This window comes from Erysipelatoclostridium sp. An173, from assembly GCF_963931465.1.
In the GTDB taxonomy this organism is placed as follows: Bacteria; Bacillota_I; Bacilli_A; order Erysipelotrichales; family Coprobacillaceae; genus Thomasclavelia; species Thomasclavelia merdavium.
This window is the reverse complement of record NZ_OZ007017.1, coordinates 126,625-142,718: the sequence shown is the minus strand read 5'-3', so window position 1 is coordinate 142,718 and position 16,094 is coordinate 126,625. Positions and strand designations below refer to the sequence as shown.

At 31.0% G+C, this 16,094-nt stretch carries 15 protein-coding genes, 1 pseudogene and 1 other annotated feature; of the genes and pseudogenes, 3 read left to right on the top strand and 13 right to left on the bottom strand.

Annotated features, from left to right (window positions below):
* Nucleotides 1–4: 4 nt before the first annotated feature.
* The 9 genes from ABGT36_RS00670 to ABGT36_RS00630 all read right to left on the bottom strand — a co-directional run bounded on the left by ABGT36_RS00670 (nucleotide 5) and on the right by ABGT36_RS00630 (nucleotide 9,507).
* On the bottom strand, nucleotides 5–3,673 hold the full coding sequence (locus ABGT36_RS00670; protein WP_087374088.1) for a DNA-directed RNA polymerase subunit beta: 3,669 nt from the start codon (nucleotides 3,671–3,673) through the stop codon (nucleotides 5–7).
* Between the two features lie 160 nt (nucleotides 3,674–3,833).
* The gene (locus tag ABGT36_RS00665; protein ID WP_087302597.1) at nucleotides 3,834–4,427 is read right to left on the bottom strand and encodes a class I SAM-dependent methyltransferase; all 594 of its coding nucleotides are present in this window, start codon (nucleotides 4,425–4,427) and stop codon (nucleotides 3,834–3,836) included.
* A 51-nt stretch (nucleotides 4,428–4,478) separates the two neighbouring features.
* Complete coding sequence (gene rplL, locus ABGT36_RS00660; RefSeq protein WP_087302578.1) at nucleotides 4,479–4,850, bottom strand: 50S ribosomal protein L7/L12; 372 nt, start codon at nucleotides 4,848–4,850, stop codon at nucleotides 4,479–4,481.
* A gap of 33 nt (nucleotides 4,851–4,883) precedes the next feature.
* Nucleotides 4,884–5,471, bottom strand: a complete 588-nt coding sequence (gene rplJ, locus ABGT36_RS00655) for a 50S ribosomal protein L10 (protein WP_087302576.1) — start codon at nucleotides 5,469–5,471, stop codon at nucleotides 4,884–4,886.
* 40 nt (nucleotides 5,472–5,511) lie between these two features.
* Nucleotides 5,512–5,637 (bottom strand) — a sequence feature (ribosomal protein L10 leader region).
* A gap of 12 nt (nucleotides 5,638–5,649) precedes the next feature.
* On the bottom strand, nucleotides 5,650–6,336 hold the full coding sequence (gene rplA, locus ABGT36_RS00650) for a 50S ribosomal protein L1 (RefSeq protein WP_087302574.1): 687 nt from the start codon (nucleotides 6,334–6,336) through the stop codon (nucleotides 5,650–5,652).
* 70 nt (nucleotides 6,337–6,406) lie between these two features.
* Entirely contained in the window at nucleotides 6,407–6,823 is a 417-nt protein-coding gene (gene rplK / locus ABGT36_RS00645; RefSeq protein ID WP_087302572.1) for a 50S ribosomal protein L11, read from the bottom strand.
* A 185-nt stretch (nucleotides 6,824–7,008) separates the two neighbouring features.
* A complete protein-coding gene (locus ABGT36_RS00640) occupies nucleotides 7,009–7,392 on the bottom strand; it encodes a desulfoferrodoxin family protein (RefSeq protein WP_346676405.1) in 384 nt (127 codons plus the stop codon).
* 171 nt (nucleotides 7,393–7,563) lie between these two features.
* The gene (gene tpiA, locus ABGT36_RS00635) at nucleotides 7,564–8,307 is read right to left on the bottom strand and encodes a triose-phosphate isomerase (protein WP_087302568.1); all 744 of its coding nucleotides are present in this window, start codon (nucleotides 8,305–8,307) and stop codon (nucleotides 7,564–7,566) included.
* 15 nt (nucleotides 8,308–8,322) lie between these two features.
* Nucleotides 8,323–9,507 carry a phosphoglycerate kinase gene (locus ABGT36_RS00630; protein ID WP_087374084.1) on the bottom strand — a complete coding sequence of 395 codons (1,185 nt, stop codon included), beginning with the start codon at nucleotides 9,505–9,507 and terminating at the stop codon, nucleotides 8,323–8,325.
* 84 nt (nucleotides 9,508–9,591) lie between these two features.
* On the opposite strand from ABGT36_RS00630, the gene ABGT36_RS00625 reads away from it, so the two are divergent.
* Nucleotides 9,592–9,903 (top strand): rhodanese-like domain-containing protein, encoded by a 312-nt coding sequence (locus ABGT36_RS00625; protein WP_346676404.1) that lies wholly within the window; start codon nucleotides 9,592–9,594, stop codon nucleotides 9,901–9,903.
* Between the two features lie 41 nt (nucleotides 9,904–9,944).
* On the opposite strand, the gene ABGT36_RS00620 is transcribed toward ABGT36_RS00625, so the two are convergent.
* The 4 genes and pseudogenes from ABGT36_RS00620 to ABGT36_RS00605 all read right to left on the bottom strand — a co-directional run bounded on the left by ABGT36_RS00620 (nucleotide 9,945) and on the right by ABGT36_RS00605 (nucleotide 13,033).
* Nucleotides 9,945–10,799: a YitT family protein gene (locus ABGT36_RS00620; protein WP_087374080.1), complete on the bottom strand. Its 855-nt coding sequence runs from the start codon at nucleotides 10,797–10,799 to the stop codon at nucleotides 9,945–9,947.
* Between the two features lie 120 nt (nucleotides 10,800–10,919).
* Nucleotides 10,920–11,762, bottom strand: a pseudogene (locus ABGT36_RS00615) (PHP domain-containing protein); the annotation flags it as partial.
* Between the two features lie 40 nt (nucleotides 11,763–11,802).
* Nucleotides 11,803–12,792, bottom strand: a complete 990-nt coding sequence (locus ABGT36_RS00610) for an ROK family protein (protein ID WP_346676403.1) — start codon at nucleotides 12,790–12,792, stop codon at nucleotides 11,803–11,805.
* A 118-nt stretch (nucleotides 12,793–12,910) separates the two neighbouring features.
* The gene (locus ABGT36_RS00605; RefSeq protein ID WP_296883705.1) at nucleotides 12,911–13,033 is read right to left on the bottom strand and encodes an LPXTG cell wall anchor domain-containing protein; all 123 of its coding nucleotides are present in this window, start codon (nucleotides 13,031–13,033) and stop codon (nucleotides 12,911–12,913) included.
* A 236-nt stretch (nucleotides 13,034–13,269) separates the two neighbouring features.
* On the opposite strand from ABGT36_RS00605, the gene ABGT36_RS00600 reads away from it, so the two are divergent.
* Nucleotides 13,270–14,619 (top strand): hypothetical protein, encoded by a 1,350-nt coding sequence (locus tag ABGT36_RS00600; protein WP_346676402.1) that lies wholly within the window; start codon nucleotides 13,270–13,272, stop codon nucleotides 14,617–14,619.
* Entirely contained in the window at nucleotides 14,612–16,060 is a 1,449-nt protein-coding gene (locus ABGT36_RS00595) for a hypothetical protein (protein WP_346676401.1), read from the top strand. The genes ABGT36_RS00600 and ABGT36_RS00595 overlap by 8 nt, the downstream gene beginning before the upstream one ends.
* The last annotated feature ends 34 nt before the right edge of the window (nucleotides 16,061–16,094 follow it).

Here is a 16,094-nt window from a genome sequence, read left to right as displayed (position 1 = left end):
CCTCCTATAATGATTCACTTTCATCAAAGTCTTCATCAATATCATTTAAACTAATATCAATATCACTATCATCAGCATCTTCAGAAACTTCTAATTCTTCGACTTCTTCTTCATCATCAGTTACTGATTTATCTGCTGTATCAATTACTTCATCTTTGTCAATACTGCGTGGGAAACGACGTTCCTCTTCTTCAATATTGCGCATATCAATTTCATTATCATTTTCGTCTAATAAACGAACATCTAAAGCTAAAGCTTGTAATTCTTTTTTCAATACTCTAAATGATTCTGGTAAACCTGGTTCTGGAAGTGGTTGACCTTTAACAATTGCTTCATAAGTTTTAACACGACCTACAACATCATCAGATTTAACTGTTAAGATTTCTCTTAATGTGTAAGCTGCACCATAAGCTTCAAGAGCCCAAACTTCCATTTCCCCAAATCTTTGTCCACCATTTTGAGCTTTACCACCTAATGGCTGTTGAGTTACTAATGAGTAAGGTCCTACTGAACGAGCATGTAACTTATCATCAACCATGTGGGCTAATTTAATCATATACATGATTCCAACAGAAATGTTGTTATCATAATATTCTCCAGTTTGACCAGAAATTACTGGCTGTTTACCATCTTTTGACATTCCTGCTTCAGCCATAATATCTTCTAAATCTTTAGGATGTAATCCATCAAATGCTGGAGTTGCAATATATAAACCTAATTGACGAGCAGCATATCCTAAATGTAATTCCAATACTTGCCCGATATTCATACGAGAAGGTACCCCTAATGGGTTTAACATGATATCTAATGGTGTACCATCTTCTAAGTGCGGCATATCTTCAATTGGTAAGATCTTAGAGATGACCCCTTTATTACCATGACGTCCGGCCATCTTGTCACCTTCAGAAATCTTTCTCTTTTGAACGATATATACTTTTACAACCTTATTAACTCCTGGTTGTAATTCATCACCATTTTTTCTTTCAAACACTTTAATATCATGAACAATACCGGCCCCACCATGAGGAACACGTAATGAGTTATCTTTAACTTCACGTGATTTTTCACCGAAGATTGCAAGTAAAAGTTTTTCTTCAGCTGATAATTCTGCTTGTCCTTTTGGAGTTACTTTACCTACTAAAATATCCCCTTCTTTAACTTCAGCACCAATCATGATAATACCATCACTATTTAGATTTTTACGTGCTTCATCACCAACGTTAGGAATATCACGAGTAATTTCTTCTGGACCTAATTTAGTATCACGACATTCAATTGAATATTCATCAATGTGAATAGAAGTATAGACATCATCTTTAACTAATCTTTCTGACATAATAACGGCATCTTCGTAGTTATATCCATTCCATTCCATGAAACCAACTAATACGTTTTGTCCTAACGCAAGCTCACCTTGTTCCATTGCTGGTCCATCAGCGATAATTTGCCCTTTAACAATCTCTTCACCAGTTTCAACGATTGGTTTTTGGTTGATACAAGTTCCGTTATTAGAAATTTTGAATTTAGCCAGACGATAACGATGTTCTACACCTTCCTCGTCTTCAATAATTACTTTTTTAGCATCAACATATTTAACAACACCATTTTCACGAGCAACAACAGCAGCGCCTGAATCTCTAGCAGCTTGATATTCCATACCAGTTCCAACAAATGGTGTATGTGGATTTAATAAAGGTACTGCTTGACGTTGCATGTTGGCACCCATCAAGGCACGAGTAGCATCGTCGTTTTCCAAGAATGGAATACATGATGTTGCTACTGATACGATTTGTTTTGGTGAAATATCGATAAAGTCAACTTCTTCACGTTTAGCCATGATATTTTCACCTAAGTGACGAGCAATTACTTGTTCGTCTAAAATAGTTCCATTTTCATCTGTTTGAACATTTGCTTGCGCAATGACATAATTCTTTTCTTCATCTGCAGTTAAATAACGAACATCATCTTCATCAATAACGCAATGATTTACTTTACGATATGGTGTTTCAATGAATCCATATTCGTTGATTTTAGCATAAGATGCTAAAGTTGAAATCAACCCGATGTTTGGACCTTCAGGTGTTTCGATTGGACAAATTCTTCCATAGTGAGATGCGTGTACGTCACGGACTTCATAACCAGCACGATCACGACTTAAACCACCTGGACCTAAAGCAGATAAACGACGTTTATTTGTAAGCTCTGCTAATGGATTGATTTGATCCATGAATTGTGATAACTGTGATGATGAGAAAAATTCTTTAATCGCAGCTGTTAATGGTCGAATATTAGTAAGTGATTGTGGTGTAATTGAATCAACTTCTGATAACGACATTCTTTCTTTTACAACACGTTCCATTCTTGATAAACCAATTCTAAATTGATTTTGAATTAATTCACCTACTGAACGAACACGACGGTTACCTAAATGATCAATATCGTCTAATAATCCAATTCTTGCCATTAAGTTAACACGATCTTCTGCAGTTAAGTCTAATGAGTTGTAAATATCAACTAAATTAAACATATATGAATATGCAGCAATCATATCTGAAATAGTTACAAATTTACTTGTTAAAGATAAATCTGTACCAATAACACGCATTTTTTTAGATTTTGTTTCATCTACATATACATCCAATACTTGGATGACATCATTTGATTCTAATCGTGGATTGGTGGTTAATTTACGTGTATGCGCTCCAGCTTCTAAAACCGGTTTAATTTTATCAATGACTTCTTGAGTAATTAACGTACCTTCTGGATATACTACATTACCATCGTTGTCCACTAAATCCTGTGCTAAAACACGGCCAGCAATACGGTCTAATAAACTTAGTTTTTTACCGAATTTGAAACGTCCAGCTTTAGCTAAATCATAACGTTTGCAATCAAAGAAACGTGTATATAAAAGGTTATTTGCACCTTCTAATGTAGCTGGTTCTCCAGGTCTTAGCTTGTTATAAATCTCAATTAAAGCCTCTTCAGTATTAGTAGTGTTGTCTTTTGCAAGAGTATTAGTAATATATTCATGTTCACCAAAAACATCAATAATTTCTTCATTGCTTGAAAGTCCTAATGCTCTTAATAATACTGTTCCAGGCATTTTTCTATTACGGTCAATTCTTACATTTAATGTGTCTTTAGCATCAGTTTCAAATTCTAGCCAAGTACCTCTAGAAGGGATGATACTGCCACTAAATACAGTTTTTCCACTTTTGTCTAAAACGTCTGCAAAATAAGCACCAGGTGAACGTACTAATTGTGATACAATAACACGTTCAGCCCCGTTGATAATAAAAGTACCAGAATCAGTCATTAATGGGAAATCACCCATAAAAACTTCTTGCTCTTTTATCTCACCAGTGCTAGAATTAACTAATCGTAAAGATGCACGAATCGGTGCTGCATAATTGGCATCACGATCCTTACTCTCTTCTACTGAATATTTTGCTTCATCAAAAGTGCAATCTACAAATTCTAATGATAAAGTTTCATTAAAATTAGTGATTGGGTAGATATCTTCAAAAACTTCTTTAATTCCAACTTCCTTAAACCATTTGTATGAATTGGTTTGAATCTCAACAAGATTTGGAAGTTCTAAAGATCCACTAATTCTCGAATAATTACGACGAGTAATTTTACTTTTTGCTTTGGTTACTTTGTTTTCCACGTATTAACTCCACCCCTTTATATTTCTCTATCAAGATGTTTTTGAGCGCACAAAAACGCTTTATTATAAACACTAATAGGCATTTTATAACTCTATCACAAGGTTATTTTAAAGTCAATAAATTTTCTTAAAAAAATATAAAAAAACTATTGACAAATTATTATTTGTTAATAGCCTTTAAAATATAATAACCTTTATCACGTTTAACGATTTCAACATTCCCAAAAACTTTTTCTAAATTCTTTTTAGCAGAGGGTGCTCCCTGCTTTTTTTGAATCACAACCCAAATTTCACCATTTTCATTTAAATGATCTTTAGCTTCCACTAATATTTTAGTAACTACCTCTTTGCCAGCTCTTATTGGTGGATTAGTAACAATAACATCATATTGATCACTTACATTTTCATATACATCACTTAAATACACATTAGCTTCTAGCTTATTAGCCTTCAAATTTTCTTTAACTAAATCCAGGGCACGATTATTTACATCAACCATATCTACTTCTAAAAAAGGATACACCTTTTTTAAAGAAATACCAAATGTTCCATAACCACAACCAACATCTAATAGTTTAACCTTACTTTCATCTAACTCAATTGCATTTAGTAATACTCGTGATCCATAATCAATCATTTTTTTAGAAAAAACACCATTATCACTAGTAAAATATAAATCATGATCTCGATAGTGAAAAACAAATTGTTCCGGATTGCTTATTAATTCTTCGTTATTAGTATAGTAATGTTTCATAATTATTAAGACAAAAGAGCCCATAAGGGCTCTTTATTCTGTTAAGTTAAATTATTTAACTTCTACAGTTGCTCCAGCAGCTTCTAATTTTTCTTTAATTTCTGCTCCTTCAGCAGCAGGAATGTTTTCTTTAATTACAGAAGGTGCTTTGTCAACTAAACCTTTAGCATCAACTAATCCAAGACCAGTGATTTCTCTAACTGCTTTGATAACAGCTACTTTAGTTCCACCTGGAGCAGTTAATGTTACAGTAACATTAGCTGGTTCAGCAGAAGCTTCATCAGCTCCAGCAGCAGCTACAGCAACTGGTGCAGCAGCAGTTACATCAAATTTTTCTTCAATTGCTTTTACTAAGTCATTTAATTCTAAGATTGTAGCTTCTTCTAAGTAAGCTAAAATATCTTCATGTGTTAATTTTGCCATCTTTATTTATCCTCCATTTTTATACTAAGCAGACTATTCAGCTGCTTCTTCTTTAGTTTCTTCTTTAGCTTCTACAGCTTCTTCAGTTGCTTCAGCAGTTTCTTCTTTAGCTTCTACAGCTCCACCGTTTTCTTCTTTTGCATCAGCAACAGCTTTGATTGCTCTTGCTACTTTGCTTACTGGTTCTTTTAACATAGCAAGTAACATAGAGTACATACCTTCACGGTTAGGTAATTTAGCGATTTCGTTAACTTCATCAAGAGTTAATAATTTACCTTCAACTACAGCACCTTTGATAACTAATGCTTCGTGTTCTTTAGCAAATTTAGCGATAACTCTTGCAGGAGCTACAGCATCGCTGTTTCCAAATGCAAGGGCATTTGGTCCTGTCAATTGATCATTTAGTCCTTCATATACTGTATCTACAGTAGCTCTTTGAACTAAAGAGTTTTTGTAAACTTTTAATTCGCTATCTTCAGCTTTTAAGTTTTTACGTAATTCAGTCATTTCAGCAACTGATAAACCACGATATTCAACTACAACTGCAGATTGAGCTGCTTGTAATTTAGTATTGATTTCTTCAACTAAAGTACTTTTTGCTTTAATAGCTTCTGTTGACATTGTTACACCTCCTGTAATTTTTTAATATATATGCAACAATATACTCAAACTAAAACTCCCGTTTACACGAGAGTTAAGTCAATATACTAGTAATATATTTCTTTAACACCTCGGTAACAAATTAAGGTTTCCCAGTTACTGTCTTGGGTATATTGATTGCGCTAATTTAATTTGTTGACTACTTACCAGCAGCAACTTTGACACTTGGTCCCATTGTTGATGTTAAGGCGATATTTTTCATATAAACACCTTTTGAAGTAGATGGTTTGATTTTTACTAATAAATCATAAACCGCATTAAAGTTTTCTACTAATTGAGCATCATCAAATGAAACGCGTCCGATTGTCATATGGACATTTCCTTCTTTATCTGTACGATATGTAACTTTACCAGCTTTAGTTTCTTTAACTGCTTTAGCTACATCCATAGTTACAGTTCCAGTTTTAGGGTTAGGCATTAAACCTTTAGGTCCTAAGATACGTCCTAATTTCCCTAATTCAGCCATCATATCAGGAGTAGCGATCATTACTTCGAAATCTAACCATCCTTTTTTGATGTCTTCTAAAATTTCTTTACCACCAACTACGTCAGCTCCAGCATCTTTTGCTTCTTGAGCTTTAGCTCCTTCAGTTACAACTAATACTTTTTTAGTTTTACCAGTTCCGTGTGGTAATACTAAAGCCCCACGTAATTGTTGGTTAGCTTGACGAGGGTCAACCCCTAATTTAAATGCAACATCTACAGCTGCATCAAATTTTACTGTGCTTGTCTTTTTTACTAATTCAACTGCTTCTTCAACTGAATATGCTTTACCTTTTTCAATTAATTTAGCAGCTTCTTGATATCTTTTACTTTTCTTTGCCATTATTTTTCCTCCTTAGTGGTCTAACGGATTATCCTTCCACAAATGACGATTAATATTTATTAATCTTAAATTAAATACCTTCTACTTCGACACCCATGTTACGAGCTGTACCAGCGATGATTCTCATTGCTGATTCAAGATCGTTAGCGTTTAAGTCAGGCATTTTGTATTCAGCGATTTCTTTTAATTTATCTGCTGATAATGTAGCAACTTTAGTAGTTCCAGCGTTGCTTGAACCTTTTTGGATTCCGCAAGCTTTTTTAATCATTTCAGCTGCTGGTGCAGTTTTTAATACAAAATCAAAATCTTTATCTTCGTAAATAGTTAAAACAACAGGTACTGTTTCACCCATACGATCTCTTGTTTGGTCATTAAATGCATTACAGAATTTAGGCATTTGAATTCCTGCTCCGGCTAAAGCTGGACCTGGTTTTGCTCCTCCAGCTGGGAACTGAATCTTCATGACTCTTACAACTTTTTTACTCACGCGACATTCCTCCTATATATAAATTTGTCCGTGCTGTGGTCAAATGGACATAGTCCTTCCACGCATAGTAACACATATTGCGTCAACTACAAATTATACATTATTATTCGATAAATGCAATACTTTTTTTATAATTTTTTTCATTAATTTTTAAATATAAAAAAACCTCCAAGTCATATGGAGGTTTATAACTCAACTTCTGCTTTCCACAATCCATGAAGATTACAATATTCATAAACTGTAGCTTTACCTTTTTTACCAGCAATATTAAAGCGAGCCTCAGGTTTGTCTTCAGGTGTCAATGTAACTTTCATTGCACTTCCATCGCTAAATTCAACCCAAATATTACTAATTAAATGTTCTGGTGTCATTGGATGTAAAACTTCACCAACTGTTGCCACTAAATAATCACCTTCAACATTGACAACTGGTACATGTTTTTCAACTGCCGCATCCACTTCGCCAGCTTTAACTTCAACCATTGGTTTACCACAGCACATTAGAGGCACACCATGATCTTCTACCATTTCAACCACATTGCCACAAATTGGGCATTTTAATAATTTCATTTTGAAAACCTCCTTATTAAGTTTATTTATCCCTTGCACCTTGATTATAGCATAGATAAATAGTAATCGTTACTAATATGCTTTATATTTTTCATTTTATATTATTTCCATTTTATTTACCAATAATCATAAAAAAGAAGACTTTAAAACAAGCCTTCTTTAATAGTTTTATTAACCTAAATTTTCAATCATTGCAATATATGAATCTGGTTGAAGTGAAGCTCCACCAACTAAAGCACCATCAATATCAGGTTGTTCTAGTAAAGTTTTTAATCCTTCAGGTTTTACAGATCCACCATATTGAATTCTGATTGCATCTGCTACTTCTTGATCATATAAATCAGCAATTACGCTACGGATATATGCACAAACATCTTGAGCAATTTCATTAGTAGCAGTTTTACCAGTTCCAATAGCCCAAACTGGTTCATAAGCAATTACGCTACGAGATGCACATTTTGGACATACATCTTTGAAAGCAGCTACTGTTTGTTTTTTAACAACATCTTTAGTAGTTCCTGCTTCATATTCTTCTAAAGTTTCACCAACACATACGATTGGAGTCATATCATTTTTTAATACTTGAAGCATTTTAGCGTTAACTGTTTCATCAGTTTCACCGAAATATTGTCTTCTTTCAGAGTGTCCAAGGATTACCCATTCAACTCCGATTTCTTTTAACATTTCAACGCTAACTTCTCCAGTATAAGCACCACTATCTTTAAAGTGGCAGTTTTCAGCAGCAACTAATAAGTTTTTAGCTTCTGCTTTTGCAGTTTGTAGAGCTAAATATGGAGTTGCAATTCCCCAATCAGCACTGTCACTAACTTTTCCATCAACCGCTTCTACGAATGCTTTAGTATCAGCGATTGTTTTATTCATTTTCCAGTTTCCTACAATAATTGGTTTTCTCATTATTATTTCCCCTTATTATTTATCATCAATTGCAGCAATACCAGGAAGTACTTTACCTTCCATATATTCTAATGAAGCTCCTCCACCAGTTGAGATATGAGAAACTTTATCAGCATATCCAAGTTGCATTACTGCAGCAGCACTATCGCCACCACCGATAATAGTATTAGCACCATCTAAGTTAGCTAAAGCTTCACAAACTTCAATTGTTCCTTTAGCAAATGGTTCCATTTCGAATACACCCATTGGTCCATTCCAGATAACTGTTTTAGCACCTTGTAATGCAGCTTTAATGTTTTCAACTGATTTAGGTCCAATATCTAATCCCATATATCCTTCAGGGATGTCACCTTCAACTACTTTAATATCACCTTCAGGTGCAAATGCAGTATTTACAACTGAATCAACTGGTAATAATAATTTGTCTCCAGCTTTTGCAAGAATATCTTTAGCTACTTGGATACGATCTTCTTCAACTAAAGAGTTTCCAATTTTATATCCTTGAGCAGCAGCGAATGTATAACTCATTCCACCACCAACGATAACTTTGTCAGCGATTTTTAATAAGTTTTCGATAACTAAGATTTTATCAGAAACTTTTGCACCACCTAAAATTGCAACCATTGGTCTTTCAGGATCATTTACAGCTTTTCCGATATAAGCAATTTCTTTTTCTACTAAGAATCCAGCTGCGCTTGGTAAATGAGCAGGAATTCCTGCAGTAGAAGCATGAGCTCTATGTACAGAACCGAATGCATCTTCAACAAATACATCCCCTAATGAAGCCCAGTATTTTCCAAGTTCAGGATCATTTTTAGATTCTCCAGCTTCATAACGAGTATTTTGTACTAAAATTACAGAACCTTCATCAGCATTTTTGATTGCATCTTCTAACACTGGTCCTCTTGTCGCATTAACGAAAGTAACAGGTTTTCCTAAATGTTTTTCTAAACAAGGAGCAACAACTGCTAAATCATTTTTAGCTTTATCTTCTTCTGTTTTAACTTTTCCTAAGTGTGAGAATAATACAATACATTTTGGATTTTGTTCTAATAGATAATTAATAGTAGGTAAAGCAGCTACTACACGATTATCATTAGTAATTTCTCCAGTTTTTTTGTCTCTAGGTACATTGAAGTCAACACGGCATAAAACAACTTTTCCAGTGACTTCGATATCTTTGATTGTTTTCTTATCCATATTCAACATTCCTCCATGGCTGAATTATACCATTCTTAAGCATTGTTTTCAATTAGTTTCATACATTATAATGAGGTGAAAGTGATGAAAGTCAACCATTTAATCAGTATCAATATGCTACCAGAATTACTTAAACACGATTATCTATTCATCGATTTAAGAGAGCCTTATCAATATAAACAGCTTCACCTGACAAAATTCGTCAATATCCCTTACCAGGACTTTACAATCGATAAACTTGACTGTCCTAAAAATAAACCAATTTTTCTAATATGTTATAGCGGTAAACGATCATCTGACTTAGCATTAAAACTAATAGCCTTAGGCTATCAGGCCTATAGTTTTGACGGCGGTTTTTATGCCATCGAGCATCCTATTAACCCTAGCTATTATTAAAAAAGACTAACCGATGGTTAGCCTTTTTATCTAATTATATTCTATAACGGTTCATTATAAAAACGACCTACATATTTTTCTGATTTAGACACATTAATAATTACCTGAGGATCGACTTCCTTCATAGCCATAATCACATCATCAACTTCATAACTTGAAACAATCGCTGTAAGCAAAGAAACCGGTTTATTTGAATAACCTCCAACACCATCTAATACAGTAATTCCATGATGAAATTTTTTACAATACACAGAAACTATGTCATCTTTACATTTTGTATAAATATGCAACATTACTCGCTTATAACGAGTATGGAAATTTGATACTGTTTTAGTTGAAATAAACTGGAATAAAATTGAATAACCAGCTGCTTCAAAACCAAAAATAAAACCAAAAATTATCAATAACATTGCATTAAATACAAAGACCTGATTCCATATTTCACGACCACTTTTATTAGAGATATATAATGCAATAAAATCTGTCCCCCCACTAGAAGCATTTCCTTTTAAAGCTACCGTAATACTAATCCCAAATAAAAAGCCACCAAAAATTACATTTAATATTGTATCATCAAATAATGGATACGTTGGCATTAACGGTAAAAAAAGTGATGTTAATATAACTTGTAATAATGAAAAAAATACAAATCGTTTAGAAATTTTCTTAGCACAAAATAATGCCACCGGTACATTTAAACATAAAAGTCCAATTGAAGTTGGTAAACTTCCCCCTAATAATTCAGCAATCATATCAGCCATAATGGCAACTCCCATAAATCCACCGGATAAAGTTCCAGCCGGACGGACTAAATTTTTTGTTGCAAAAGCCATAATCAATGCTGATAAGATAACCGCAAAAAAACTAATGATATTCTTTTTCTTTCGTATATCCATTTTCACTACCCTCTTTTTCCGCCTCGATTATAGCATAACAATTGTACTAATTAAAGAACAATTTTATTATTTTTTTGTAAAGATAAAACAGCTTGCATCCAAGCTGCTTGTCATCATTTTTTAAATTAAATTATACTCTTTTAACTGTTCTTCAATATCATGTTCATCTATGTTGCAGCGACACTCACCAAGTTCAATAGCCGGTTTTGTTTTACCATGAAAATCGCTGCCACAAGTAATTAAAAGATCATGTTTTTTACCGGCATTATAGAAATAATTTACTGTCTCTAAACTATGATAATTACTAAATGCTTCTACTCCTTCAACACCTAATGCAACCATTTCGTCAAAAACTTCAAATTGTCCTTTTAAATTATTACCCGGATGAGCTAAAACAACAGTTCCACCGTGCTTTTTAATTAAATCAATGGTTTCTTTTAAACTAGGATAAATAATTTTGGTATAACATGGCTTACCTTGACTATAATAATCCCAATAAAAATTAACATATGGATTATCACTACGAGCGCCACCTTCACGATATGGTTTTAATAATGGGTGTTCTTGATAACGAGGATCATTTAATAATACTTCTCCAAACATTTCACCAGTATAAACACCATTAGCACTTAATTTATTTAAAGCTTCTTCATCAACTTCAAAACCTAATTTGTTTGTTAAAAGTATTTTTTCTTTCGAACATTTTAATTCTTGATCTAAAACATTTTGTTCTAGACGTTTAAAATCTTCATGATGATAATCAATACCATAACCTAATACATGAAGATTGATTCCATTATAGGTACAATCAATTTCTGTTGCACTGATATATTTGATATCATATTTTTTAGCTGCTTCTTTAGCTTCATCAATTGCTTTTACACTATTATGATCAGCAATAGCCATAATTTTAATCCCAGAGCGATGACACATTTCAACTAATTCACTAGGTGTAAACTCACCATCATCGCTATATTTTTAATGCATATGTAAATCTATATATTTATCCATTAGTCTGCTCCTTTTTTATATTATCTATTATCTTTTCAATCCCTAATACATATAACCCTTCATAAATTAAACTATCAAAATCTTCAACAAAAACTATTTGCGGCCAATGCTCTTTTGGTAAATACTTTTCCATTCCATCACCCGAAAAATCTTCTAATACATCACTACTAATACCAACAATCTCCGGATTTACAACACAGCATAAACTAACAAGCTGATCTAAAAGTAAATTGTCTGGTGCCTTCTTTAACATTTCTGTTTGTTGCAAATGAGTGAAAAACGGTAAATACGATAATTCACCGGCAAAATTTGAGAACCCTTTACAAAGCTGATGATTAATTATCATACTACAGCCAATATACTTAACTTTAGGCTGATACATAAACGCTAGATTATTACATTGTGGATATTGACGACTAAAACCAATACCAGCTATATTTACATCATTTTCAATAATTATTGATAATTGATATCTATCTTTTAATAAGCCACCTAAATCTCTTTGAGCCAATTCTTCAAAATCACAAATATTAATCATTCCATTATTACTTACACCTGGAATACTTATTACTAAACTATCAAAGTGTTTCTTTTTTAAAAGCAAATCAATTGCCTGTACCAGTTCATTATAATCACCTTTAGTCCCGGTTAACCGAATATCACCTAAACATTTTCCTAGTAAATTATATATTCTACCAGCATAATAATAATTTATATGATCTCTTTTTAAGATCATAACACCTAAACTTTGATAATCAGCATTTAACACATATTGTTTTGATTTTCGACCACCAGTAGACTGAGCTTTACCATCAAGTAATATTTCATTATTTTGAAGTAAATATTGTAAAATATTAGTAGTAGCCGCTAATGATAACCCAGTTTTTTGAGCTAGTTTATTTTTAGTCCAAATTTCACCATCATAAAAACATTGCCTGATTTGATGAATGTTATCTTCTTTTAAGTCAGTTATTTTAGTCACTACCTCACCTCTTTTAAACTTTCGTCACGTTATAACGAAAGCATCTAAAGTTATTATAACTTATTTATAAATATTGTAAAGAAATAAAAATCATCTGCCTAAATTACAGATGATTATATTATTTATTCTTCTTTTTCTTATAAATGATAAAACCAGCAATTACTACCACTGCAACAACCATTAATATTACATATGGCATAATGTTAGTACTATCACCAGTCATCACTGCTCTATCCATCATTCCATTCCTCCAATACATCTTCATTATACGCCTTATCCTTTATTTTAGCTACCTATTTATAAATCTAATAAATTAATATTTAGTTATTAATACTTTATAAATATGTATTATCATACACAAATAAAGACTAATTATTACATATAATACACATTTTATTACATTTTTAACCATTTATTTTTAAAAAAATGTATAATTTAATTACTTATACGATAAATTAACGGGGCGGGGAGAAACAAATGAATATTAATAATTTTTCTTTACTTTTAAAACAATATATTCACGAAAGCCAGTACAATGTGGTAACCATTTCTAAACTAACTGGCATACCAAGAACTACTATTCAAAAATATATGTCCGGTATTCAAATGCCAGCTAGTTATGGGCCTGTTGAAAAAATAATTAAATTTTTATCTTTATCGATTCATCAAAAAAATGAACTAAAAAAAGCGTATTTCATTGAAAAAGTAGGTTATTCAAAACAACAAAAATTAATTAAATTAAAATCAATTCTTAATTTATTAAATGACTTTTCATTCAAAGCTACAAATTACAATATTCATTACAACTTCCAGAAAACAAATAATTTTGCTAAAAATCCTGAAGAATTGAAATTAATGGTTCATTTTATTTTAGAAGATGCTCTTAAAACTACCAAAAAAGTTCAAATACTCATGAATAGTGATAATGATTTATCTGATATTATATACTTTTATGCCAAAAACAATCCGGATTTAATGGTAGAACAAATCGTTAATTTAAAAAAATTAGATAACGATATTGATTCTTCTAATTTAAATCAATTTCAAAAACTACTTCCTTTAATGTTATTAGACAATAAAATAACCATTAAATACATGTATAGTAAAATTGATAACACAAACTTTTATAGTATATTCCCATATACTATCAGTTCTAGAAATTATGTTTTACTTATTAATAGTGATTATTCACTCGGCATGTTAGCAGATGATGATCAAAAATATCTAAAGAATGAATTTAATAAAAAAAGCAAATTTTCAAAACAATTATTTTATAAATCAAACAACACAATTGACTATTTAAATTCACTTTTTAATTATCCAAATGCTAAATATCAAATCTTTAGCTATACACCATTTTTTATTCATTTTTTGTTTACATCAAAACAGTTAGCTTTGATTGATCAACAAACAAATGAAAAATATTTAAATTTCAAAGAAGCTATTGATAAGTTTATTAAAACAAATAAAATATCTTTATTTTTTTCTATTAAAGATTTCAATAATACACTAAAACAAGATAAATATCTAACCAATAAAAACAACTATAAAAAAATATTAAATAATATTATCGAAAACCATTATCATAATATTCATGTTTTCAACGATAATAAAATAAGTTTTCCAAACAACTTAACAATTATCACTAATCAAAATTCATTAGTATTTTTCTTTGATACTTTTAGTATAACAATATATGAAAATACTATTTGTCATGATTTTTTATTACTAGATTTGTTATTTGAAATTGAGGAGTATTGTTTTAAACATGATGAAAGCATTAAAATATTAAATCAAATAATTTGTGGGAGATATGACAATGGATAAAGTGGAATTTTCAGTTTTATTAGATTATTTAATAAAAAATTCTTCATATAGTATCAAAAAACTAGCTGAAGAAACTAATATAAATCGTACTGTCTTACAAAAATATATCTCTGGTGATCGTTTTCCTAGCAGTTATGCCAACATCGAAAAAATTGCTGATAAATTAACATTATCCAAGCAGCAGCGAGAGCACTTGTATAATGTCTATAAAATCGAAAAAGTAGGTTATCATAAATATGAATGTCTTAAATCAATTAAACAAATAATCGAAAATATTAGTTACCCTAAAGATGTTAGCGATTATGATTTTAATATTGATTATACATTTGATAGTGTTAGTAACTTTGCAACTAATAAAGATGAATTAGTTATGATTGTTCGTTATTTAATTAATCAAGCCAAACAATCAAAAAGTCATAAAATTAAAGTATATTTACCTAAAAGCAATGAGATCTTTAAAATTATTTTTGATAATTTAAAATCAAATAGTTTATTATCTATGGAATTATTAATCAAGATTTCTACTACTGAAGCTAATCAGCTTGATAATATTAAACAATTTGAAAATCTATTACCGATTATATTTTTAGATAATTGTAATATTAGATATCAATATAGTGACTTATCACTTATGATTGAAAATCCTTTTTCTTTTCCTTATCTAATTTCTAGTGATACTTACACTTTATTAATTAATACCGATTTAACATCAGGGATTCTATTAGAAAAAGATATTAATGATTATTTATCTAAACAATTCGATAATAGTTTTAATAAGGCTGACCCATTTTGTAAAAACATTACATCAGTAGTAGATATTGTCAATTATTATGTTCAATCATATGATTTTAGTAATCCAAATGCCGTCAATGATATTCGTTCTTTTTCCTTTGAACCATGTATTGTTCCTAATTTAGATCGCTATATCATTCAAGAAAAATATACCGGTCCTCAAGAATATTTACAATTTATCGCCGATTTTTTACTTACATACATAAACAAACAATTAACCCATATCAAAGAAGGAAAGAAATTTGTTTTTTATTTTACAAAATCAGGATTAAAATCATTTTATAAAACCGGTCGTGTCAGTGAAATACCTAACCAGTTTTATAAACCTTTTTCTAAAAATGAAGTAATACTAATACTTAAAAGAATGTTGAATCTCGCTAAAAAACATAGTAATTATCAATTTTATATTGTCAAAGAATCAAAATTCAACATTCCTAATAAGTTTAGTCTTGTTTTGAATAACAAAAATGATGTTTTATTTAGTATTGGTGGTAAAAATGGTGATACTTCAGTTAGCATTGTTCTATTAGAACCAATTCTAAAAAACGAGTTCTATTCACTAACTGAATTAATTGAATTAGAAGAGTGCTATTATGACTTTGAATATAGTATGCAGTATTTAGAAGACTTTATAGAAGAACACAGATAAACTTATAATCAGGTTTATCTTTTTTTATTTGATA